The organism is Streptomyces sp. 2A115, from assembly GCF_052245575.1.
Taxonomy (GTDB): domain Bacteria; phylum Actinomycetota; class Actinomycetes; order Streptomycetales; family Streptomycetaceae; genus Streptomyces.
Genome location: NZ_JBQQCG010000030.1, coordinates 21,393 through 44,249 on the forward strand (window position 1 = coordinate 21,393; position 22,857 = coordinate 44,249).

Annotated in this window: 19 protein-coding genes and 1 tRNA gene; 11 read left to right on the forward strand and 9 right to left on the reverse strand. The window is 70.8% G+C overall.

Going from position 1 to position 22,857, the window contains the following annotated elements; translation table 11 throughout:
* Positions 1-107 precede the first annotated feature (107 nt).
* The gene (locus tag ACTWQR_RS25220) at positions 108-1,655 is read right to left on the reverse strand and encodes a hypothetical protein (RefSeq protein ID WP_443229434.1); all 1,548 of its coding nucleotides are present in this window, start codon (positions 1,653-1,655) and stop codon (positions 108-110) included.
* Between the two features lie 283 nt (positions 1,656-1,938).
* Between ACTWQR_RS25220 and ACTWQR_RS25225 the strand changes: the two genes are divergently transcribed.
* Both ACTWQR_RS25225 and ACTWQR_RS25230 read left to right on the forward strand, forming a co-directional pair.
* Positions 1,939-2,403: a hypothetical protein gene (locus tag ACTWQR_RS25225; RefSeq protein ID WP_443229518.1), complete on the forward strand. Its 465-nt coding sequence runs from the start codon at positions 1,939-1,941 to the stop codon at positions 2,401-2,403.
* 284 nt (positions 2,404-2,687) lie between these two features.
* On the forward strand, positions 2,688-3,473 hold the full coding sequence (locus ACTWQR_RS25230; RefSeq protein WP_443229519.1) for a spermidine synthase: 786 nt from the start codon (positions 2,688-2,690) through the stop codon (positions 3,471-3,473).
* Between the two features lie 144 nt (positions 3,474-3,617).
* Here the strand turns inward: ACTWQR_RS25230 and ACTWQR_RS25235 are convergent, their stop codons facing one another.
* Positions 3,618-4,199: a hypothetical protein gene (locus ACTWQR_RS25235; RefSeq protein ID WP_443229435.1), complete on the reverse strand. Its 582-nt coding sequence runs from the start codon at positions 4,197-4,199 to the stop codon at positions 3,618-3,620.
* Between the two features lie 142 nt (positions 4,200-4,341).
* Between ACTWQR_RS25235 and ACTWQR_RS25240 the strand changes: the two genes are divergently transcribed.
* Together ACTWQR_RS25240 and ACTWQR_RS25245 are read left to right on the forward strand one after the other, a co-directional pair.
* Positions 4,342-5,073, forward strand: coding sequence for a response regulator transcription factor (locus ACTWQR_RS25240; RefSeq protein WP_443229436.1), 732 nt, complete (start codon positions 4,342-4,344; stop codon positions 5,071-5,073).
* On the forward strand, positions 5,070-6,491 hold the full coding sequence (locus ACTWQR_RS25245; protein ID WP_443229437.1) for an ATP-binding protein: 1,422 nt from the start codon (positions 5,070-5,072) through the stop codon (positions 6,489-6,491). Before ACTWQR_RS25240 ends, ACTWQR_RS25245 begins: the two co-directional genes overlap by 4 nt.
* Positions 6,492-6,905: 414 nt before the next feature.
* Here ACTWQR_RS25245 and ACTWQR_RS25250 read toward each other — a convergent pair whose 3' ends face one another.
* Entirely contained in the window at positions 6,906-7,646 is a 741-nt protein-coding gene (locus ACTWQR_RS25250; RefSeq protein ID WP_443229438.1) for a class I SAM-dependent methyltransferase, read from the reverse strand.
* A 242-nt stretch (positions 7,647-7,888) separates the two neighbouring features.
* Positions 7,889-10,693, reverse strand: coding sequence for an AMP-binding protein (locus ACTWQR_RS25255; protein ID WP_443229439.1), 2,805 nt, complete (start codon positions 10,691-10,693; stop codon positions 7,889-7,891).
* Positions 10,694-11,017: 324 nt separating this feature from the next.
* Here ACTWQR_RS25255 and ACTWQR_RS25260 point away from each other — a divergent pair, with 324 nt between their 5' ends.
* From ACTWQR_RS25260 to ACTWQR_RS25285, 6 genes are all read left to right on the forward strand, one after another.
* Positions 11,018-12,064, forward strand: coding sequence for an iron ABC transporter substrate-binding protein (locus ACTWQR_RS25260; protein ID WP_443229440.1), 1,047 nt, complete (start codon positions 11,018-11,020; stop codon positions 12,062-12,064).
* Positions 12,065-12,069: 5 nt separating this feature from the next.
* Entirely contained in the window at positions 12,070-13,728 is a 1,659-nt protein-coding gene (locus tag ACTWQR_RS25265) for an ABC transporter permease (RefSeq protein ID WP_443229441.1), read from the forward strand.
* Entirely contained in the window at positions 13,725-14,792 is a 1,068-nt protein-coding gene (locus ACTWQR_RS25270; protein ID WP_443229442.1) for an ABC transporter ATP-binding protein, read from the forward strand. The genes ACTWQR_RS25265 and ACTWQR_RS25270 overlap by 4 nt, the downstream gene beginning before the upstream one ends.
* Before the next feature lie 64 nt (positions 14,793-14,856).
* Entirely contained in the window at positions 14,857-15,141 is a 285-nt protein-coding gene (locus ACTWQR_RS25275; protein WP_443229443.1) for a hypothetical protein, read from the forward strand.
* Positions 15,123-15,536 (forward strand): DNA-binding protein, encoded by a 414-nt coding sequence (locus ACTWQR_RS25280; protein WP_443229444.1) that lies wholly within the window; start codon positions 15,123-15,125, stop codon positions 15,534-15,536. Before ACTWQR_RS25275 ends, ACTWQR_RS25280 begins: the two co-directional genes overlap by 19 nt.
* Before the next feature lie 129 nt (positions 15,537-15,665).
* Positions 15,666-16,139 (forward strand): trypsin-like peptidase domain-containing protein, encoded by a 474-nt coding sequence (locus tag ACTWQR_RS25285; RefSeq protein WP_443229445.1) that lies wholly within the window; start codon positions 15,666-15,668, stop codon positions 16,137-16,139.
* Between the two features lie 195 nt (positions 16,140-16,334).
* On the opposite strand, the gene ACTWQR_RS25290 is transcribed toward ACTWQR_RS25285, so the two are convergent.
* The 4 genes from ACTWQR_RS25290 to ACTWQR_RS25305 all read right to left on the reverse strand — a co-directional run bounded on the left by ACTWQR_RS25290 (position 16,335) and on the right by ACTWQR_RS25305 (position 21,126).
* Positions 16,335-17,753, reverse strand: coding sequence for a GH1 family beta-glucosidase (locus tag ACTWQR_RS25290; RefSeq protein ID WP_443229446.1), 1,419 nt, complete (start codon positions 17,751-17,753; stop codon positions 16,335-16,337).
* Positions 17,754-17,863: 110 nt separating this feature from the next.
* Positions 17,864-18,769: a carbohydrate ABC transporter permease gene (locus tag ACTWQR_RS25295; protein ID WP_443229447.1), complete on the reverse strand. Its 906-nt coding sequence runs from the start codon at positions 18,767-18,769 to the stop codon at positions 17,864-17,866.
* Positions 18,770-18,781: 12 nt separating this feature from the next.
* Positions 18,782-19,795 carry a carbohydrate ABC transporter permease gene (locus ACTWQR_RS25300; protein WP_443229520.1) on the reverse strand — a complete coding sequence of 338 codons (1,014 nt, stop codon included), beginning with the start codon at positions 19,793-19,795 and terminating at the stop codon, positions 18,782-18,784.
* Between the two features lie 5 nt (positions 19,796-19,800).
* Positions 19,801-21,126: an ABC transporter substrate-binding protein gene (locus ACTWQR_RS25305; RefSeq protein ID WP_443229448.1), complete on the reverse strand. Its 1,326-nt coding sequence runs from the start codon at positions 21,124-21,126 to the stop codon at positions 19,801-19,803.
* Positions 21,127-21,522: 396 nt separating this feature from the next.
* On the opposite strand from ACTWQR_RS25305, the gene ACTWQR_RS25310 reads away from it, so the two are divergent.
* Positions 21,523-22,578, forward strand: a complete 1,056-nt coding sequence (locus ACTWQR_RS25310; RefSeq protein ID WP_443229449.1) for a LacI family DNA-binding transcriptional regulator — start codon at positions 21,523-21,525, stop codon at positions 22,576-22,578.
* Positions 22,579-22,740: 162 nt separating this feature from the next.
* Here ACTWQR_RS25310 and ACTWQR_RS25315 read toward each other — a convergent pair.
* A tRNA-His gene (locus ACTWQR_RS25315) sits at positions 22,741-22,813 on the reverse strand.
* Positions 22,814-22,857 lie beyond the last annotated feature (44 nt).

Genomic DNA, 22,857 nt, shown 5'->3' on the forward strand with positions numbered 1-22,857 from the left:
CCCTTGCCAATGCCGTGCGCGGCCGGGAGGCGTCACCGTCCGCGACATGTACGGCAATCCGAATACCCCCGAGGCCACTGCCTGTAGACCCGAGGCCGCTGCCTGGCTCACGCCGTGCGCGGCAGCTCCGCGTGCCTCTCCAGGAACGCCGACACTCCCGACGCCCTCTTGTGCGGCAGCAGCACGCGCGCGGTGCCCGCCAGCATCGTCTGGACGCGCGAGGACTGCACCTCGTCGAGCAGGTCCAGGACGCGCAGCCCCGCCGCGGCGGCCTCGTCGGGATGCCCGGCGCGGGCCAGGTCATCGGCGAGTTCGGCCGTGTAGAGCGCGATGTTGCGTGTGAAGTGCGGGTCCTGGAGCCGTGCGGCACGCCGCGCCTGGTGGGCCGCACGGCTCCAGTCGCCCAGCATCGACCAGCACTGGGCCTCCAGGCCTGCCAGTTCGGCGTCTCCGTAGAAGCTCATCCACTCCGGATCGGCGTCACAGGGGCCACGACCGTACAGCGCCTGGGCGCGGGTCAGCGCCTGTTCGCAACCGGTGCGGTCCGCGAGCCCCGCCCAGCCGCCCGCCTCGCGCAGCGAGAGCAGTGACATGAGCCGGGCCGAGCCCAGCGGACGCGCCGCGTGCTGAGCCGCCTGGGCCGCCCGCACCGCCTCGCGCGGTCGCCCCGCATCGCGCGCGAGGAAGGACGTGTTGCAGAAGGCGTGCGCCTCCAGGGCCGGGGTCCCGGCCACCCGGGCGGTCGCGAGAGCCTCCGCGTAGTGGGAGCGCGCGTCGTCGAAACGCCCCGAGTCGTGTGCCAACCAGCCCACGGAGATGGCCAGTTCACCGGCCCCCGCGTGCAGCCGATCGGCGGTCGCCTGCCGCGTCGCGCCCGCGTCCAGCAGGGCGTACGCGGCACGCAGCGGAGCCGCCGCTCTCCGGTACAGCCCGTCGGCGCCGTGCCGGTCGTCCAGCAGCCGGATCTTGCGTACGGCCTCTTCGAGGGCCCCCGCCTCGGCCTCGCCGACCCGCCGCACGGAACGGTCCGCGGCAGTGGCGACACCGCCGAGCGCGAGCGTCAAGGGGGCCAGCGAGGCGGCCGCCACGGTGGCGGTACCGCCGCTCATGAATGCGCGACGCTGCACGTCGCTCTCCTCGGGGTTCTGATGGTCGTTCTCGTACGGGTCATGCGGGTCATGCGGGTCATGCAGGTCGTACGTGCGATATGGGTCATGTGGGTCACACGTGTCGTAAGTGTCGTGCGGGTCATGCGAGTCGTGCGTGTTGTCATACGGCTCGTACGCCCTGTTCGCCTCATGCGGGGCGTACACCGGGCTCGTGATGTGCGCCGAGGGCGCCCCGTCGGTGGTGCGCGCCCCCCGGCCGCGTACCGCCGAACGGGGCGCGAACCCCAGGTCCGTCAGCGTGCGGCCGGGGAACATGTGCAGGAACACCCGCTCGTACGCGTAGTTGGGACAACGGATCTCGCCCGCCTCGACCCGCCCGATGTAGCGTGCGTCGCAGCTGACCCGCTCGCCGATCTCGCGAGCGGCCCGTCGCACCGCCGCGGCGAACTCGCCGGGCGAGCGCTGACCGCGCACCCGCCGGAAGGCAAGATTCGGCCGTGGTGGCCGAGGTGACTGGGACGACGTGGTCGTCGTTGACGACGCCATGGCCGGGCCCTCTCTCGCGAACCGTCGAACCATGCCGGAGCGAGGGCGAGTTGATCGGCCAGGTCAGTCAGTCGGTCGTGTCGCGCTCGATTTCCGGCGGGCACGAACGTACCGGCTGTGACGATCCCAGCACGCGGAGTTTGGCTACAAACCGGATATCTCATCCCTGATCTGCCATGAACTGCCATCCTTTGCGGCCCAGTTCCGCCGTAGCCGTTGACGCTTCGGCGCGTTGAACCATGCGGTGCGTTCGATCGAGGAGGGTTCCGTGGTGGAGGCCAGGATGGAGACCAGGCAGAGCATCGATTCTTGTACGCCGCTCTCGGTGGCGGGGCACAGACCGACCCCCGAGTGCAGCGCCCCGCCGAGTGGCGAGGGTGAGCGGTCCGAGGATCCCTGCGATCTCGTCACCGTGCCCGCGCGACAAGGGCTGGAGGCCGTCGACATCCTGCGCCGCGGCGCGGCGGCGGAGGCGGTCGGGCCGGTCCTGCACGACGACAGCTGCGACACTCTGGGATTTCTGGTGCCGCCGGGCACGGCTGACGCCTGGGACGTCCCAGGCAGTACGTGTACGCAGACCGACGGGCGTGGCGTCAGCTTCGCGAGCCTCGCGCCCGAGCCGCCTGTGGAGGGCTCGGACTGGCTTCTGCCGCCGGGTGACGCCGACCTGGCCACGGACCCGGTCGTTTTGCGGGCCGCTCTCGGGGAGGCGGCGCGGTTGATCGAGGCTGCGGACAACTGCCGTTGAGGTTTTGAGGGCCCGTGGGCTGGGGGTCCGTGTGTGAGGTGCGGGTAGTGGTGGGCTGATCGCGCCCACGCGGCGGAGCCGCATGGTGTCACGCCCCGCGCCCCTGTCGGGGCACCTCCCCGGATAATGGGCGGATGGCGAGGGCTAGGAACAAACGGTCGGACGGCAGACGGTCGGACGACAAGCGGTCGGACGGCAAGCGGCCGGACGACAGGCGGTCGGACGGCAGGCGTGCGGCCGGCGAAGCCGTCGTCGAGGCCGTCGACGGCGGGCTTGCCGAGTTGATGCCCGACCGGGACCGGCCGCGCGCCTGGACCCTGCTCATCGACGGGGCCCCGCAGTCGCACGTCGACCTCGACGACCCGGCGTACCTGAACTTCGAGTACCAGCGCAGACTCGGCCACGTCGTCGACCTCGTAGCCCCGCCCGGCAAACCCGTGCAAGTCGTGCACCTCGGCGGCGGCGCCTTCACCCTCGCCCGGTACGTGGCCGCCACCCGCCCCCGCTCCACCCAGCAGGTCGTCGAACGCGACGCGGCCCTCGTCCAACTGGTCCGCCGCGAGCTGCCGTTGGACCCGAACGCCAGGATTCGCGTCCGATCCGTCGACGCGCGTGAAGGCCTGGCCAAGGTGCCGGACGGCTGGGCGGACCTCGTCATCGCGGACGTCTTCAGCGGGGCGCGGACGCCCGCTCATCTGACGTCGTCCGAATTCCTCACCGACGTACGCAGGGTCGTCAAGGCCGGTGGCCTGTACGCCGCCAACCTCGCCGACGGCCCGCCGCTCGCCCATCTGCGCGGCCAGATCGCCACCGCCGCGAGCGTGTTCCCCGAGCTGGCCCTGGTCGCCGACCCGACGGTCCTGCGCGGCAAACGTTTCGGCAACGCCGTCCTGGTCGCCTCCGACCACCCCCTGCCCATCCCCGAACTCACCCGCCGCGCGGCCTCCGACCCCCACCCCGCGAGAGTCGAACACGGCAAGGCGCTGAGGGACTTCACGGGAGGAGCGTCACCGGTCACAGACGCAGGAGCTGTGGCGTCACCGGCACCACCGCCGTCGGTGTTCCGTTAGTCGGCGGCGGACTCGGCCCGCCGCGCCGAGCCGCCCGCACGACGGCGCCCCTTCAGGGGCGCGGGGAACTGCGCGACCAGCCCCCACGACCCGCAGACAACCCACCGGCCTCAGCGCGGAGCGACCCGCGCGGAGCGACCCGCCTCAGTAATTGTTGATCTCAACCCGTGGCGCCGAGTCATGCCACGTACAGAACACCGAAACTCGATCGGCCCCCGAAGAGAAGTCCACCCGAATCCACGTCTCGGTCTTCCACACCTGCATCGACCATGTCGAGGCCGGCGTCGCAGACACCAGCGACGCGGAAGTGTTCCCGAGGTCGAAGACAACCCGACCGCCCTCGGTGTCGTAACTCTTGACCTCACCGGAGGCACCCGCACCAGTATCCGTACCCGCGCCAGTGCCCGGGCTGGGACTACGACCGGGACCGCCCGACGTGGATGGTTCGGGAGTCGAGGCCGGTCTGCCGCCCTTGCCCGGCTTCTCGTTCGCGCTCGTGGACGACTCGGGCTCGGGATCAGACCCGGAATCGGAATCGGGCCGACTCGTCGACGAGGACAACGGCTTCGCCGCCTCGGCGGTCGCCCCGTCCGCCGTGATGGGCAGCGCGCGCGGCGGATCGTACGCCGTTCCCGTCATCACCGTGTGGACGCCCCACCACGACAGCGTGACCGCCGCGCCCGTGGCGAGCGACCAAGCCAAAGCGTGTACGAGTCCTCTGCGCATCGCGGGCCATACTGCCCCACGCGCCCCACACGTGTCCTGCGTGAGTGCCTTGGAAGCACTCGGCGCGAGCCCTCGGACAGCTCGCCGGGGAGTTGTCCACAGGCCCGGACCGGCGTCCCCCGTATGGCGTACGGTGCGGGCCATGGCAAGTGTGCTCGTGGTCGAGGACGACCAGTTCGTACGCTCGGCCCTCATCCGGCATCTCACCGAGGCCGCGCACACGGTGCGCAGTGTCGGCACCGCACTTGAGGCGCTGCGCGAGGTCGCCCATTTCCGTTTCGACGTCGTGATCCTGGATCTGGGCCTGCCGGACCTGGACGGGTCGGAGGCACTGAAGATGCTGCGCGGCATCACCGACGTGCCCGTGATCATCGCGACCGCGCGGGACGACGAGACGGAGATCGTCCGGCTGCTCAACGACGGTGCGGACGACTACCTGACCAAGCCGTTCTCGGTCGAGCACCTGTCGGCACGGATGGCGGCGGTGCTGCGCCGCTCCCGGTCCTCGGCCGGGGACGCCTCCCCCTCGCCGGAGCTCCGGGTCGGCGGCCTGTCCATCGACCCGCTGCGCCGCCAGGCCGAGTTGGACGGCGTACGCCTCGATCTGACCCGGCGTGAGTTCGATCTGCTGGCCTTCCTCGCCGGGCGGCCCGGAGTCGTCGTGGCCCGCAAGGAGCTGCTCGCCGAGGTGTGGCAGCAGTCGTACGGGGACGACCAGACCATCGACGTCCATCTGTCGTGGCTGCGGCGGAAGCTGGGCGAGACGGCGGCCAGGCCGCGTTATCTGCACACCCTGCGGGGAGTGGGCGTGAAGCTGGAGCCGCCGGGGGCGTCGGGGCCGTCGGGGCCGTCGGGGACGGAGCCGCCTCGATGAGGTGGGCGCTGGTCAAGGTGTGCGTGGCGGTCACCACGATGGTGGTGGTGGCCTTCGCGGTGCCGCTCGGCCTCGTCATCAGGGAGATGGCCAGGGACCGGGCCTTCTCGAACGCCGAACGGGAGGCCGCGGCCATCGCCCCTGCGCTTTCCATCACCACCGACCGGGACCAGCTGGAGCGGGTCGTCGCCTCCGCGGGCTCGGACGCGGGGATGGCCGTGCACATACCCGCCAGTGACGGCTCCGCGGGCGATGGCTCCGGGGACGACGGTTCCACGGGTGACGGCGAGAAGGCGATCGACATCGGGCGGCAGCGTGCCGACGGCGAGGACATCGCCACGACCCGGAAGCTGGGCCGGGCCTCCACCACCGAGGTACCCGGCGGTTCCACCCTGCTCCAGCCCGTCGCCCTGAGCTCGGGCGAGATCGCGGTCGTCGAGGTGTACGTCCCCGAGTCCGAGGTCACCAACGGGGTCGCCACGGCCTGGGCCGTACTCGCCGGGGTTGGGATCGCGCTCATCGTCGGGTCGGTCGCGGTGGCCGACCGGCTCGGCGTGCGGATGGTGCAGCCCGCGCGGCGCCTGGTCGAGAGCGCGCACGAGCTGGGGGAGGGGAAGCTGGGCGTCCGGGTGCCCGAGGAGGGGCCGACCGAGTTGCGGCTCGCGGCGGTCGCCTTCAACTCGATGGCCGACCAGGTCGTCCAACTGCTCGCGAACGAGCGGGAGTTGGCGGCTGACCTGTCACATCGGCTGCGTACGCCGCTGACCGTCCTCCGGCTGAACGCGGCCTCGCTCGGCGATGGAGCAGCCGCCGACCAGACCAGGGCCGCGGTCGCGCAGTTGGAGCGCGAGGTCGACACGATCATCCGGACGGCCCGTGACGCCAAGCCGCAGACCGCGGTGACAGGGGTCGGCGGCGGGTGCGACGCGGCCGAGGTCGTCCGGGAACGGATGGACTTCTGGTCGGCGCTCGCCGAGGACGAGGGACGCAAGGTGCGAGTGGCGGGCGTCGACCGGCCCGTACGCATACCCGTGGCCCGCGCCGACCTCGCCGCCTCGCTCGACGCGCTGCTCGGCAACGTCTTCCGGCACACCCCGGAAGGCACGGCCTTCGCGGTCGACGTGCACAACGGCGAGGACGCCGTGATCGTGCTGGTGTCGGACGCGGGCCCGGGCATCGTGGACCCGGAGGCGGCGATGGCGCGCGGCCGCGGATCGGGAAGCGACGGCTCCACCGGACTCGGACTCGACATCGTGCGGCGGCTCGCGGAGTCGACGGGCGGGGACGTGCGGATCGGGCGTTCCGTTCTGGGCGGAACCGAGGTCCGGATCTGGATCCAGCTGGACGGGCGTGAGCCGGTGCGGCGTGGGCATCGGGGAGCGGCCGTACGGCGCCGCAGGCGTACGGCCGTGAGCTGACGCACCCGGACGAGGAGGCCGAATTGGTCTCGACCTTTAACCGTCCCCGATCTCTCCCTTAAGCGCACCCTAAGATCCCCAACCGCCGTCCGGATCAAGCGATTTGCCCGATTCCCGATCGCTAGCGTGCTGCCGTACCCACCCTCCGGGACCCCCGTGAACAGCAGAGGCAGGCACGCGATGAGCAGTAGGCGTCGGCGCAAGGCCGAAGGGCCTCGCCTGGCTCTCCATGTGGTCCGCCACCAGGGACAAGCAGTGTCCGCGGCTGTGTCCGTGGCTGTGCCCGCGGCCGTGTCGGCAGCTGTGCCGGTAGCCCTGTCGGCAGTCCTGTGAGCAGCCCAACAAGTAGCCATCTTCGAACGGGGGGTTACGCGCCCCGGCCGGTCCTTCTTCCCCCCACCCGGCCGGGGCGCGTCACCGTCGGAACAGTGCCGTCCAGAGGAAGGGCTCGCCGAAGTGCGGGGACTCGGGCGGTTCGTCGCGCATGCGCCGCAGCTCGACCTCTGCCAGGTCGGAGAAGATCCAGCGCAGGGAGTCGGCGGTATAGGCGAGCCCGCCGTGCAGCTGGGACTGGGACTGGCGGTAGAGGGCGGTGTCGGGGAGTTCGGAGCCCATCTCGCCGGAGGCGAAGCAGGTGAGGGCGAGGTGGCCGCCCGGGGCGAGGGCCCGGTCGAGGAGGGCGAGGTAGCTGATGCGGCGGTGGGGCGGGAGGTGGTGGAAGCAGCCGGAGTCGTAGATCAGGTCGTACGGGCGGCCGGACAGATCGGTTCTCGTGGCGGCGAGGGCGAAGGCGTCCCCGCAATGGAAGCGAATGTCCGCGCCGGCTTCGCTCGCGCGCTCCTCCGCCCATGCGATGGCCGCGGGGGAGAGGTCGATCGCGTCCACCTGGAAGCCACGCGAGGCGAGGTGGAGGGCGTTGCGGCCCGGGCCGCAGCCCACGTCGAGGGCGCGGCCCGGGGTGATCAGGCCGCGGTCGAGGTACGACGCCAGGTTCTCGTCCGGCTTCGCCGCGAAGAACGGTACGGGTTTGGAGCGGTCCGCGTAGAAGCCGTCCCACCAGTCGGCGCCGCCCTCCGTCCAGCGGTCGGCGTCCGGTGCGAACAGGCCGTCCAGGAGTGTCAGTACGTCTTCCACCGTGCGTATGTCGCGGTCCATCCGCTCCCCTTTCGCGATGCGCGGACCGTAGCGCCGAACCGAGTGAAAGGCCAGGTCAGAGCAGGTTGGGTGGAGCGCCTGGGAAGGTCCTGAAGGCGTGAGCGGGCGGGCCGTACGCTGCCGGTCCGGGCCTTCGCGGACGGCCTTCCGTGCCTTCTTCGCGGACCGTCTCGGCGGTGTTCTCGACGGAGTCCGGGACACTTTCTGCGCCGTGCCTCAACTCCGGCGCCGGCGGCCGTGGTTCACATCCACCGGACCGTCCGTACCACCCGCGTCGCCACGGCCGCGTACCCGATGCCCACCGCCAAGGAGGCGGCGAGGGCGAGGAGCGGGAAGTCGTCGCGGAGGTAGGGGTAGACCTGGAAGTGGGTCAGGTAGATGTAGAGGGAGCTGCTCGCCAGGATGCCGGCGATCCGGTTGAGCGGGCCGAGGCTGGGGAGGATCGGGACCCAGATGAGCAGGGCCAGTCCGGTGGCCACGAGAACCGCGCGCGGGGGCTGGTCGTGGAACAGGCCTGGCAGGGTGAGCAGCAGCGCCGCCGTCAGCAGCGACCGCTGCCCCGCGGTCTTCGCCTGCGCGGCCGCCCAGCCCAGTGCGAACAGCCAGAAGACCACGGTGGGGCCCAGGTGGAAGCGGGCCGGGGCCAGGTCCGGCAGGTCGTATCGGCCGATCAGACCGACCGCCATGAGCAGCAGCGGCACTCCGAACGCGTACCGCCGTTCCAGCCGGTCCAGCAGCGGTACGGCCATGAGGACGGCGAGGGCGACCAGGAAGTAGAGCAGGGCCTCCACGAACCAGTAGTGCCACTCGTGGCGTTCGGCTCCCTGGTCGAGCAGGCTGTTGAGCAGTACGGCGTTGGCCGGGTCGTACAGGCCGGTCAGGGCGACCGCGCCGGCGATCCACGCCATGCTCGGTACGGCGATGCGGGCGATGCTGCGCCACAGGTGGCGTACGCGCTCGCGGTGGGCGGCGTCGGTCAGGTGGAAGCGGGCGAAGTTGTAGCCCGCGACGCCGATCAGCACATGGGCGGCGCCCTGGACCGAGAAGACCTGGATGTGCGAGCCGACGATGAGGACGATTCCGACGGCGCGCAGGGCGATGCCGGTCTCCAGGGTGCGGCTGGTGCGGCTGGTGCGGCGGGTGTGGCGGTTGTTCCAGGGCTGCCGGGACCAGAGGGTCCGCAGGTTTCGCAGGTTTCGCAAGGGTCTCCGGGGCCATGGGCCTCGAGGCTCCGTCGTTCCCGCCGCCTCCGCCATTTCCGTCGTTTCCGCCTCGGGTGCTGCCAGGGCGCGCAGTTCGCGGATCGGCCTCGTGTGCCAGTCGGTGGGCAGCCCGCCCAGCGACTCCTCCAGCCGCAGCGACATCTCGACGTAGCAGAGCGAGTCACCGCCGAGGCTCACGAAGCTGCTGTCCTCGGTGACATCGGTGCGGTCGAGGATCTCGGCGTAGAGCCGGCGGAGATCCCCCGTGGGTTCGGCCACCGTGGGTTCGGCCGTCGCGGGTTCGGCCACGGTGGCCCCCGTCGCTTTCTCCGATGCCGGGCGCCGTACCGGGCGCGTCAGTCGTCGTACGGCCTCGTAGTCGGGCTTGCCCGTGGTGAGTCGCGGGAGTTCGGCGAGGACTCGGATCCGTATGGCGCGGGCCGGGAGCCCGCACCCCTCCGCGACCAGTCGCCGGAGCCGGGCCAGAGCCTCCTCGCCGACCTCCCGGACCGCACCGCCGAGCGCGGCCACGGCCAGCGCGTCCCCGTCGCCCGCGCAGTACGCCCGCACCCCGTGCTGTTCCAGCAGGGCCTCGACGCGCTGCGGGTCGATCCGCAGGCCGAGGATCTTCGCGAACCGGCTGCGGCGGCCGACTATCTCGTACAGCCCGTCGGGTGCGCGCCGGGCCAGGTCGCCCGTGTGCAGCTCGTGGACGGTGCGGCCGAGGGCGAGGTCGGCGGGGCTCTCGGCGTAGCCGAGCATCACGTTCGGCCCGGAGTAGACGAGTTCGCCGACCTCCGGATGGGCCGGTTCGCCGACATCCGGCCCGTGACTGTCCAGGCCGTCTACGCCGTCTACGCCGTCTACGCCGTCCACGCCGTCCACGGGGGCCAGTCGGAAGGAGCCCCCCGGGATCGGTACGCCGATCGCCTCCGGGTGCCCGGCGGCGAGGTGCGGCGGCAGGTAGGCCATGCGGGCCGTCGCCTCGGTCTGCCCGTACATGACGAACAGCTCCCAGCCGGATCGGTGCCCCAACTCGGCATAGCGCCGCACCCGTTCGGGTGCCAGGCGGCCTCCGGCCTGGGTGACGCGGCGCAGGTGCGGCAGTGCCATCCGGTCGAAGCCGACCCGGTCGAGCAGGTCGAAGGTGTACGGCACCCCTGCCAGGGAGGTGCCTCCGGCGGCGCGGAACTCCTGCCAGAAGGCCGGGTCCGACACCGACCGCTCGGTGAGTATCAGCCCGGCGCCGCGCAGCAGGTGGCTGTGGATGACCGACAGGCCGAAGCAGTAGTGCGGGGGGAGGGTCGTGGCCGCGCGGTCGGTGTCGGTGATGCCGAGGTACGTGGCGATCGACTCGGCGTTGGCCTGCAGGTTCTCGTGGGAGAGCCGCACCAGTTTGGGTGAGCCGGTCGAACCGGAGGTGCTCAGCAGCAGCGCGAGGTCGGGATGGAGGGTGTGGGCGCTCCCGGTACTCCCGGTACTCCCGGTACTCCCGGCGCTCCGGGTGCTTTCCGGGGCCCGGCGCCGGTCCTCGATGGTCCAGTTGCCGTCCGCGTCCGGCCGGGCCACGACGTCCGGGTCGTACGCGGTGGTCAGCGAGCCGACCGTGCTGTCGCTGGCGCCGGGGACGAGCAGGACGGGGTGGCCGGCGGAGAGGGCCGCGAGGTGGACGACGAGTGCTTCGGCCCGGTTGGTGCCGGCCAGCAGGACCAACCGGCGGGTGGGGCCGAGGCGTTCGGCGGTGGCGGCGACTCGTTCGGCGAGTGCGCGGTAGGTGACTTCACCCGCTGGTGTGTGGAGGGCGACGCGGTCGCCGTACGCCGCGAGGTCGCGTGCGAAGGGCACACCGTGCGCGCGCGGGCGCCGTACGGGCGGTTTCGCGAACGGAAGCGACCTGGTGGCGAGCGAGGTGGCGGGGCGCGGGGGCCGGACGGGGGACGGGACCCGAAGGGGGCCAGAGGGGTCTATCACCGGGGCGCGACCTTTCCGCGGCAGCGTCCAGCGTCCGCCGTTTACACAGGCCCCGCTAACACAGGCCCCTTGACGCTTAGGCAAGCTTTACCTTATTCATAGCATGTTCACAGTTGGCTTGAAAATATCGATTGGCCGCTTGCTGACCGACGACGCGACAGCGGCGTAAAGGCGAGCTACGCAGGAAGGTTCCTCACCATGCGACGCCCCTCGGCTCGCCGGATCACCGCGTTCGTCGCGGCTGGTTTGCTTCTCCCCGCCCTCGCCGCTTGCGGTTCCGACGGTGACGAGAGCGGCCAGGGAGAGGGTGATTCCAGCCTCGTCATCTACTCCGGCCGTAACGAGAAACTGGTCAAGCCGCTCCTGGACAAGCTGGAGAAGGCCATCGGCTCCGAGGTCGACGTGCGCTACGGCGACAGCGCCGAACTGGCCGCCCAGATCCTGGAGGAGGGCGACCGCACCAAGGCCGGACTGTTCTTCTCCCAGGACGCTGGGGCCCTCGGTGCCCTGTCCAAGGAAGGCATGCTGGAGAAGCTGCCCCAGGCCACCCTCGACAAGGTGGACACGGCCTACCGGGGTGGCGAGGGCGACTGGATCGGCCTCTCCGGGCGCGTCCGCGTCATCGCGTACAACCCGGACAAGGTCACCGAGGACAAGGTTCCGGACAGCGTCCACGACGTGGTGAAGCCGGAGTGGAAGGACAAGGTCGGCATCGCGCCCACCAACCCCTCCTTCCAGGCCTTCGTCACCGGCATGCGCGTCCTGGAGGGCGACGACGCCACCCGCGAGTGGCTGAAGGCGCTGAAGGACAACGGCGCCAAGACCTACGCGCACAACCTGGCCACCCTGGACGGGGTCGAGGCCGGCGAGGTCTCCCTCGGCCTGGTCAACCACTACTACTGGTACGAGCGGGTCGCCGAGAAGGGCGAGGACAAGGTCGGCTCCAAGCTGCACTTCCTGCCCGGCAAGGACCCCGGCGCGCTGATCAACGTCGCCGGGGCCGGCGTCCTCAAGGACAGCGGGCAGAGCGAGACCGCCCAGAAGGCCGTCGACTTCCTGCTGTCCAAGGAGGCCCAGACCTACTTCGCCGACAAGACCATGGAGTACCCGCTGGCCGCGGGTGTCACGAGCACCGTCGAGGATCTGCCGCCGTTCGACTCCCTCCAGTCGCCAGAGATCGACCTGGGCAAGCTGGAGTCCGTCCAGGAGACCCAGGCGATGCTCCAGGACGTCGGGCTGGTCTGACCGGCGTGCGCACACCACCACCGGAGTCCGCGTCATCGGAGTCCGCCTCCCGCCCCGCCGGAGCATCCGCCCCGGCCGGGCGCGAGGGCGTCGGTACGGTCGGAGGAGCACGCGGATTTCGTACGGAGGCCGGGAGGAGACAGGTTCGTACGCGAACCGGCCGGAGACCGCCGCTGATCCTGCTCGTCCCCGCCTGCGCCGCCGCCCTCCTCGCCCTGCTCCCGCTCGGCTACCTCGGCGTGCGCGCTCTCGAACGCGGTCCCGGCTACGCCTGGAAGATCGTCGCCGACGAACGCACCCTCCAGCTCCTCGGCCGCAGCCTCGGCCTCACCGCCGCCGTCGTGGCGGCCTGCCTGGTGCTGGGCGTCTCGCTGGCCTGGCTGACCGTGCGCACCGCCCTGCCCGGTGCCCGCGCCTGGTCGGTGCTGGCCACGCTGCCGCTGGCCGTACCCAGCTATGTCGCCGCGTTCGCCTGGCTGTCCGCGGAGCCCGGTCTCGCCGGGTTCGGCGGCGCCGCACTCGCCCTGACCCTGGTCAGCTTCCCGTACGTCCAACTGCCGGTCGCCGCCGCGCTGCGCGGCATCGACCCGGCGCAGGAGGAGGCGGCCCGCTCCCTCGGCCACGGCCCGCTGGGCACCTTCCTCCGGGTCACTCTCCCCCAACTGCGACCGGCGGCCGCGGGCGGTGCACTGCTCGTCGCGCTGTACGTCCTCTCCGACTTCGGCGCGGTCTCCCTCATGCGGTACGACACCTTCACCCGGGCCATCCACACCTCGTACCGCGCCTCCTTCGACCGCACGCCCGCCGCCGCCCTCAGCGTGGTGCTGGTGGTGATGACGGTGGCACTGGTCACCGCCGAGGCCCGTACGCGCGGACGCGCCGGGCACACCAGGACCGGAACGGGCACCGCCCGCCCGGCCGTTCCGCTCCCCCTGGGCCGGTGGCGGCCGCTCGCGCTGCTGTGGTGCGGGGCGGTGGCGGCCGTTGCCGTCGTCTTCCCGCTCGGCACCCTCGGGTACTGGCTGGCCGTCGGCAGCTCGGCGACCTGGGACCTGGGCGGACTCGCGGACACGGCCTGGGCCACGCTCGGAGTCGCGGCAGCCGGCGCCGCTCTCACCACGGCCCTCGCCCTGCCGGTCGGGGTGATCGCCGCCCGGTACCGGGGGCGCGGCGCGCGGCTCCTGGAACAGGCGGCGTACGCGGGCCACGCGCTGCCCGGCATCACGGTCGCGCTGTCGCTGGTCTTCTTCGCGGTCCGGTACGCCTACCCGCTGTACCAGCGACTCCCGCTGCTGGTCGGCGCGTACGCCGTCCTCTTCCTGCCGGTCGCGGTGGCCGCCACCCGGGCGGCCGTGCTCCAGGCGCCGCCCGCCCTGGAGGACGTGGCCCGGTCGCTGGGGCGGCGGCCGTGGCAGGTCCTGCGCGAGGTCACCGTGCCGCTGGCCGCGCCCGGGGTGGCGGCCGGCGCGGCACTCACCTTCGTGGTCTGCATGAAGGAACTGCCCGCCACCCTGCTCCTGCGCCCCACCGGCATGGACACCCTCGCCACCCGACTGTGGACCGAGACCGGCGCCGGATCCTTCGCGGCCGCCGCCCCCTACGCCGCCGCGCTGATCCTGCTGGCCGCCGTCCCCTCGTACCTCCTAGGCAGGCACCGCACATGACCGAACCGCTCGCAACGGGGAACGAACTGCACGTGGAGGGGCTGACCAAGTCGTACGGCCCCGGGGCGCCCGTCCTCCAGCAGCTGGACCTCACCGTGCCCGCCGGAGCCCTGGCCGCCGTCCTCGGCCCCTCCGGCTGCGGGAAGACCACCCTGCTGCGCATCGTCGCGGGCTTCCTGCGCGCCGACGCGGGCACGGTCCGAGTGGGCGACCGGGTCCTGACCGGCCCGGGGGTTCATCTCCCGCCCGAGCGACGCTCCGTCGGCATCGTGCCGCAGGAGGGCGCGCTCTTCCCGCACCTGAGCGTGGCGCGCAACGTGGCCTTCGGCCTGACGGGCGTGGACAGGGGGGAGCGAAAGCGCCGCGCGGAGGAGATGCTGGACCTGGTCGGTCTGGGGGGCTACGGCGACCGCATGCCGCACGAGCTGTCGGGCGGCCAGCAACAGCGCGTCGCCCTGGCCAGGGCACTCGCCCCGCGCCCCCGACTCGTACTCCTGGACGAGCCGTTCAACGCCCTCGACAGCGCACTGCGGGCGGGGGTACGGGCGGACGTACGGGCCGCGCTGCGCGCCACCGGCGCGACAGCCGTCCTCGTCACCCACGACCAGCAGGAGGCCCTGTCCACCGCCGACGTCGTCGCGGTCGTCCGCGACGGCCGGGTCGCCCAGTGCGCCACGCCCCAGGACCTCTACCGCCACCCCGCCGACCCCTGGGTCGCGGACTTCGTCGGCGACGCGGTCCTGCTCCCCGGCACGGTCGGCGGCGACGGCACGGCCTCCACCCCGCTCGGCCCCGTACCGCTGCTCCCCGCCCTGCCCGCGGGCCTGCGCGCCGGCACGGTAATGCTCCGCCCGGAACAACTCCGCCTGACCGGCCCGGACACGGCAGGCGCGGTACGGGCCACGGTGACCGACGTGTGCTTCTACGGCCACGACGCCATGGTCACCGTGTCGGTCGCCGGCCACGACGACCCGGTCGACATCAGGGTGGCGGGACCGCTGTCGGTACGGCCGGGGGAGGAGACGGGGGTTCGGGTGGTGGGGGAGGGGTCGCTGCATCCGTAGGGATGGTTCGTCGGCTGGGAGCTGCGGCTCGACGGGATTCCTACTCATTTGATAATCTCGCCGCATGGGTGAGAATCCGTACAGCATCGGCGAAGGGCCCGCCACCAGGGTCAGCCTCTCGCTCCCGGAGGGGACGGCCGAGGCGATCCGTCAACGGGTCGGCAAGCGTGAGTTCTCCGCATTCATCACGGAGGCGGTGGAGCGTGAACTGCGCGGCCAGATCCTGGATGAGTACCTGGCCGATTACGAGCACCGCCAGGGACCCATCTCCGAGCAGGAACAGGAGCGGGCTCGTCGCGTCTTCGACGAGGTGTTCGCCGAGGAGGGGCAGTGGCCCGCCGCAAGTTGAGCCACGAAGGCGCCCTCGTCCTCGACTGCGAAGGCCTGTCCAAGCTCGTCGGCGATCACGAGCCAGTCGTGGCCCTCGTTGCCGAGGCGCGGAAGAGGGGCATGGAGGTGGTCATCAGCGCACTCACCATCATCGAAGCGGTCCATCGCCGGACCGACAGGGCGCGGCTCGCCTGGGTGCTGTCCGGCATGCGGATCGTGCACATCGGTGACGAGGAGGCGAGGGCCGCGTCAGACATGCTGATCAGTGCCGGGCTGCACGGTCACAAGTACGCGATCGACGCAGCCGTGGCCGAGACGGCGCTGCGGCAACATCGCCCGGTCGTCATGCTCACCTCGGACATCGACGACATGGCCAAACTCTGCGGGGACAGGGTGCGTCTCGTCGCTGTGTAGTCGACGCTTTCGACCGGCATGCGATCACGGTCACTCTGACTCCGAGGGCTGTGCTGGAGAACGGGAGCGCGACGACGCGACCGGTGCTGATCGCGGGCGGCGAGGTTGACGGCGAGCTCTGATCGCAGTGTGAGGGGCGATCGGGGGTTGCTGCCGGAGCGGGTCGCCCAGGTCATCGTCGCTCTGGCGGGCAGCGGTTCGGGCCGACGAGGCTCGGGCTACCTCGTCGCACCGGGCAAGGTGCTGACCGCCGCGCATGTCGTCGAGGGGGCGGCGGACGTCCGGGTGCGGTTCCAGGCCGAGCGGCCGGGCGAGCGGATCGTCGAGGCGAGCGTGGCATGGCGGCACGAGGGGATCGACGTCGCCGTCCTCGCCCTCCTGGACGACGCGGACCCGGACATCGCGCCCGTCTCGTTCGGCCGGGTCGGCGAAACGGACGCGGTGCTGCGCTGTACCGCGCTGGGTTTTCCGCGCTTCAAGCTCCGTACGGACGAGGACGGCTCACGCTACCGGGACGCGGAGCATGTACATGCGACGTGCGCGGTCCTCTCCAATCGGCGCGAGGGCACGCTCGACCTCGGCCGGGCCACGCGGCTTCCCTGATCGACGACTGGTTCATGCGCTCCCGTGTGCTGGTGACCGTTGTCCGGGCATTGGTCTGTGCGGGCGCGGTGGAATGGTCTCGCCACAGCCGACTGACCTGTACGACTTGCACGTGTGCGGGGCGCGGCACCCCCCTCACCGTGCCGCGCCCCGTCCCCCGTTGCCCCTGGGAAATGGTCTATTCGGAGAGATGGTCTACTCGGTGTCCACCGTCGGCAGCGCTCCCGTCCGGGCCGCCTTTCCGTACCAGAGCGCACTCGACTTGGGCGTCCGAGCCTGGGTCGCGTAGTCCACGTACACCGCGCCGAAGCGCTTGCCGTAGCCGTAGGACCACTCGAAGTTGTCCATCAGGGACCAGAGGTAGTAGCCGCGGACGTCGGCGCCGTCGGTGATGGCTCGGCGCACCGCCGACAGGTGACCCTGGAGATACGCGATCCGCTCCGGGTCGTGGACGCTGCCGTCCGGCTCCGGCTTGTCGTCGTAGGCGGCGCCGTTCTCGGTCACGTACAGGGGCAGCCCGGGTGCCTCCCGCGTGTACCGCATGATCAGTTCGTGCAGGCCCGTCGGGTCGATCGTCCAGCCCATCTCGGTACGCTCGCCCGGAGTCTGATGGAACATCACGTCGTCGGCGGACGGCCACGGCGAGTGCTCGCTCACCCCATGGCCGTCCGCGCGCGGAGCGTCCGGGGCGGCCTCGGCGGCGCCGACGAGCGTCGGGGTGTAGTAGTTGAGGCCGAGCGCGTCCAACGGCTGGTTGATCAGGGCGAGGTCGCCGTCCAGGACGTACGACCAGTCCGTCACCGAGGCCGTCGCCGCGAGGAGGGTCTCCGGGTACGCGCCGTGCAGCATCGGTCCGTGGAAGATCCCGTTGGCCAGGTCGTCGATGCGCTGGACCGCCGCCAGGTCCGCCGGGTCCTGCGAATTCGGCCTGACCACCGAGGAGTTGAGGCTCACCGCGATGCTGTTGCGGGCGGGCATGGCGGCGCGGAGGGCCGAAGTCCCGAGGCCGTGCGCCAGGTTGAGGTGGTGCGCGGCTCGCAGCGAAGCCGCCGGGTCCGTACGGCCCGGCGCGTGCACCCCCGAGCCGTACCCCAGAAACGCGCTGCACCACGGCTCGTTGAGCGTGATCCACTGCTCGACCCGGTCGCCGAGCGCCTCGCCGACGATCTGCGCGTACTCGGCGAAGCGCAGCGCCGTGTCGCGCTCCGGCCAGCCGCCCGCGTCCTCGAGCTCCTGGGGCAGGTCCCAGTGGTAGAGGGTGAGCGCCGGCTTGATGTCGTGGGACAGCAGCTCGTCGACCAGGCGGCGGTAGAAGTCGAGGCCCCGCTGGACCGCGGGGCCGCGGCCCGTCGGCTGCACCCGCGGCCAGGACACCGAGAAGCGGTACGCGGTCAGGCCCAGCTCCGCCATGAGCGCCACGTCGTCGCGGTACAGGTGGTAGTGGTCGTTGGCGATGTCGCCGTTCTCGCCGCCGGCCGTCTTGCCCGGTGTATGGCTGAAGGTGTCCCAGATCGAGGGCGTACGGCCGTCCTCCCGCACTGCCCCCTCGATCTGGTACGCGGAGGTCGCTGCCCCCCAGAGGAAGGTGGGCGGAAAGGTCACTGGCTCAGGCATGGAAGCGCTCCCATAGGGGTCATGGAGACCGACGGGTAGGAGGGGGAGGGGGAAGGGGAAAGGGGGAGAGGGGCCGGGGCAGCGATGACCCGGCCCCACAAGAAAGGGGGTCAGCCCTTGACGGCGCCCTGCATGATGCCGCCGACGATCTGCTTGCCGAAGATCGTGAAGACGACCAGCAGCGGCAGGGTGCCGAGCAGCGCGCCCGCCATGATCAGCGACTGGTCGGGGGTGAAGCCGCGGCCGAGGCCCGCGACCGCGACCTGCACGGTCGGATTGCCGGTCTGGGTCAGCACCAGGAACGGCCACAGGAAGTCGTTCCAGGTCTGCACGAACATCAGCATGCCGAGCACGGCCATCGCGGGCCGGGCCGCCGGGAACACGATGTGCCAGACCACGCGCCAGCTGCTCGCGCCGTCCACCCGGGCCGCCTCGATGATCTCGTCGGGCAGTGCCTGGATGAGGTACTGCCGCATGAAGAACACCCCGAAGGCGTTCACCAGCGACGGCAGGATCACCGCCTGGAGCTGGTCGGTCCAGCCGAGTTCGGCGACCATCATGTAGAGCGGGATGATCATGAGCTGCGGCGGCACCATCATCGTGCCGATCACGAGCAGCATCAGCGCGCCGCGCCCTCTGAAGCGCAGCTTGGCGAAGGCGAACCCGGCGATGGTGGAGAGGAACACGATGGTGACCGCCGAAGTTCCGGCCACCAGCGTGGTGTTGATCATCGCCTCGCCCATGTTGGCGTTTTCCCAGGCGAGTTCGAGCTTGTCGAATAGTCCGCCGCCGAACCAGAACGGCGGCGGGGTCTCGGCGAGCCGCTGGTTGTCGCGCGAGGCCGCGATCGCCGTCCACACCAGGGGGAACAGCGAGCCGATGGTGAACAGGGCGAGGATGATGTACGCGATCGGTCCGGCGTGCAGGTGCCCGCCGGCCCGCTTGGCCATGGAGCGCCGCCGCTTGGGGGGCGGCGTGTCCTGGGGCGCGGGCGGTTTCGTCAGTGTCGTCGTCACGGCCGGTTCTCCTTAACTACTGGCGCGCAGCCGGCGCGAGATGACGTAGTTGATGACTCCGATCACGATGAGGATCAGGAACATCGTCCAGGCGATGGCGGAGGCCCGGCCCAGGTGCAGGTTGACCCAGCCCTGCTCGTACAGATACAGCCCGAGCGTCTGGAACTCGTGCTCGGGACCGCCGGACGCCCCCTTGTTCGGGTCGAACAGCAGCGGCTCACCGAAGAGCTGGGTCGCGCCGATGGTCGAGACGACCACGGTGAACAGGATCGTCGGGCGCAGCGAGGGCAGCGTCACATGGATGAACTGCCGCCAGCGCGAGGCACCGTCGAGGGCCGCGGACTCGTACAGGTCCTGCGGGATCGCCTGCATCGCGGCCAGGTAGATCAGCGCGTTGTAGCCGGTCCAGCGCCAGATGACGATCGTGGAGACGGCGAACTGCGAGGGCCACTTCTCGTTCTGCCAGTCGATGTTGTCGATGCCGACGAGGTTCAGCGCCCAGTTGATCATGCCGTAGTCGCGGCCGAAGAGCAGGACGAAGACGAGGGAGGCCGCGGCGATCGACGTCGCGTACGGCGCGAGCATCGCGACCCGGTAGAAGGTCGAGGCGCGCAGCTTGTAGTTGAGGATGTGGGCCAGGCCCATCGCCATCAGCAACTGCGGGACCGTCGAGATGATGCCGATGGTCAGGGTGTTCTTCGCCGCGTTCCAGAAGAACTCGTCGTCGAAGATGCGCGTGTAGTTGCGCAGTCCCGCCCACTCCATGTCCGTCGGCGCCGTCAGCTCCACGGTGTGCAGCGAGGCCCAGGCCGTGTAGAGCAGCGGGAACAGACCGAACGCGAGGAACAGCAGGAAGAACGGTGAGACGAAGGCGTACGGACTCCAGCGCAGGTCGCGCTGCCAGCGGCGGGAGAGCCGGTCCCGGCGGCGCTTGTCCGCCTCGGGCACCTTGTCGGCGGGCGGACGGGCCGGGGCCGTGCCCCCCTCCTTCGAGGGGGGCACGGCGGTGTCGTGCCGGGCGGGCATACCGGTCACTTCTCCAGGTTGTTGTCGATGGTCTTGGTGGCCGTCTCCCAGGCTTCCTTGGGCGACTTGCCCTGGGTCACCAGGATCACGCCGTTGTCGGTCAGACCCTGCTGGACGATCTGGTCCTTCGGGCCGATGATCTGGGCCGGGATCTCCTTGGCCATCGCGGCGAAGATCGTGCCGATCGGCGTGTCACCGGTCATGTCGTTCTTCGCGTTCTTCACCAGCGGCAGCTCGTACGCGGCCGGGGAGCTCGGGAAGCTGCCCTGCACGTCGAACAGCTTCGCCTGCTGCTCGGGCGCGGTCAGCCACGCGACCAGCTTCGCCGCTTCCTTCGTGTTCTTGCCCGACTTGGGCACGGCCAGGAAGGTCCCGCCCCAGTTGCCGGCCTTGGGAGCCTTGGCGACGTCCCACTTGCCCGCGGACTCCGGCTTCGACTTGCCCTTGAGATAGCCGAGCATCCACGGCGGGCAGGAGACCGCGGCGAACTTGCTGTTCGCGATCGTGGTGTCCCAGCCGGGCTGGAACTGGGTCTGCTTGCCGACCAGTCCGTCCTCGGCGGCCTGCGCGGTCAGGTCGAAGCCGTCCTTGACGGCCGGGTTCGTCTTGTAGATGACCTTGCCGGAGGCGTCGTAGAACTTCTCGGACTCACTGCTGAGGATCGAGTTGAGCAGACCGCCGGGCGAGTCGACGAAGGTGGTGCCCTTCGGGGCCTTCGCCTTGTAGTCCGCGCCCACCTCGAGGAACTTGTCCCAGCTGCCCTCCCACAGCTTGCCCACTTCCTCGCGGTCGGTGGGCAGGCCGGCCGCCTCGAACAGGTCCTTGCGGTAGCAGATGGCCATCGGGCCGATGTCGGTGCCGAGGCCGACCACCTGACCGTCGTCGGTCTGGGCCTGCTTCCACTTCCAGTCCAGCCAGTTGCTCTCCTCGACACCCTCCACCTTGGACATGTCCATCAGCTTCGCCGCCTGGGTCTGCGCGACCTCGGCGATGTTGCCGACTTCGATGGCCTGGATGTCCTGCAGACCGCTGTTGGTGGTGAGGTGGTTGATGAGCGGCGGGTAGTAGTTCTCGTTCCGCTCGATGACGTTCTCGGCGATCTTGATATTCGGGTTGAGCTTCTCGTACTCCTTGTACAGGCCGGCCTCTTTGAAGCCCTGGGTGCCGAAGAGACCCAGCGTGATCGTGGTCTTGCCACTGCCGCCGCCCGACGAGTTCGAGTCGCCGTCGTCGCCGCCGTCGTCGGCACAGCCGGCCAGCAGCCCGGCGCCCAGCGCGGTGACGGCCGCGATAACCGTCGTCCGGCGGGCGAAACGGGTACGTGCTCGCATTGCGTCCTCCTGTTGCCCTGACGTGCCGACCCCCCGGCCAACTGCGTTGTTGGGCCCGTTCGTTCTAGCTGCGGCTCGGGCGGGGAACGTGCGGGATGTGTATGTGTCAGGTACCGTGGGAGCGCTCCCACAAGTGATGTGTTGAAGAGTCGTCGGTTCACGCGGGGGTGTCAAGGGTGGGGACGCGGAGATATGTCTTCGGTTATCGGGCTGTTAACTAAAGCCGCTGGAGACCGGGAGAGAAGATCCCCGGAAACCTGTGGCGTGGGTGCCGAGAGGTGCGGCCGGGGTGAGGAGGGTTTCTCTCCTGAAGCCCGGCCCGGATCAAGACTGGATCAAGACTGTTAGATTCCAGCCCAAACGCGGTGTGAGCCGTGTCGGATCGGGAGGCGGGCCATGTCAGTCCACGGAGCGCGAGGCCGGAGCGGCGGGCGGCCGACCCTCGAGGAGGTCGCCGCGCGCGCAGGAGTGGGCCGCGGCACGGTCTCCCGCGTCATCAACGGCTCTCCTCGGGTCAGCGACGCCACCCGAGCGGCCGTCGAGGCGGCGGTCGCGGAACTCGGTTACGTACCGAACACGGCGGCCCGCGCCCTGGCGGCCAACCGTACGGACGCCATCGCCCTGGTGGTCCCCGAGCCCGAGACCCGCTTCTTCGCCGAACCGTACTTCTCGGACATGCTGCGCGGTGTGGGCGCGGCGCTCTCCGACACCGAGATGCAGCTCCTGCTGATCTTCGCGGGCAGTGACCGGGAACGGCGCCGGCTGGCCCAGTACCTGGCGGCGCACCGCGTGGACGGGGTTCTGCTGGTCTCGGTGCACGCGGACGACCCGCTCCCGGACCTGCTGTCCCAGCTGGAGATCCCGGCGGTGATCAGCGGCCGCAGGTCCGCGGACGAGACGCTTCCGTCCGTCGACTCGGACAACTTCGGCGGCGGCCGCTTCGCGGTGGAGCACCTGCTCGCCCAGGGCCGGCGCACCATAGCCCACCTCGCCGGACGCCTCGACGTCTTCGGCGCCCAGCGCCGTGTGGACGGCTACCGCGAGGGGTTGCGCGAGGCGGGGTACGAGGTCGACGAACGCCTCATCGTCGCCGGTGACTTCACGGAGGAGGGCGGCCGACGCGCGATGACGGAACTGCTCTCCCGCTGCCCGTCCCTGGACGCGGTCTTCGCCGGCTCCGACGTCATGGCGGCCGGCGCCCGCCAGGTCCTGCGCGAGGCCGGCCGCCGCATACCCGACGACGTGGCCCTCGTCGGTTACGACGACTCGGCCATCGCCCGCCACATGGACCCGCCCCTGACGAGCGTGCGCCAGCCGATAGAGGAGATGGGCCGCGCGATGCTCGACCTCCTGATGGACGAGATCGCGGACCGGCGCCCGGCGGTGTCCCGGGGCCTGGAGAGACGACAGGTGGTGCTGGCTACGGAGTTGGTGGCGCGGGCCTCGTCGTAGGGCTCACTCGCGGTTTGTCCGAAGGCGCGAGCCTCGCCCCGCCCGGAGGCGGGGCGAGGCTCGCGGAGCCCGCTACCCCTCCTGCCCCGCTTCCCCCTGAAAACCTGCCCCCTGAAAAGCCTTCAGCCGGTGACCTTTTCAGGCCACCGGCTGAAGAATCAGGGTGAGTGACGGGACTTGAACCCGCGGCATCCTGGACCACAACCAGGTGCTCTACCAGCTGAGCTACACCCACCATGACCGGCGATTCTCCGAAGTGGTTCACCGACCGGCCGAGAA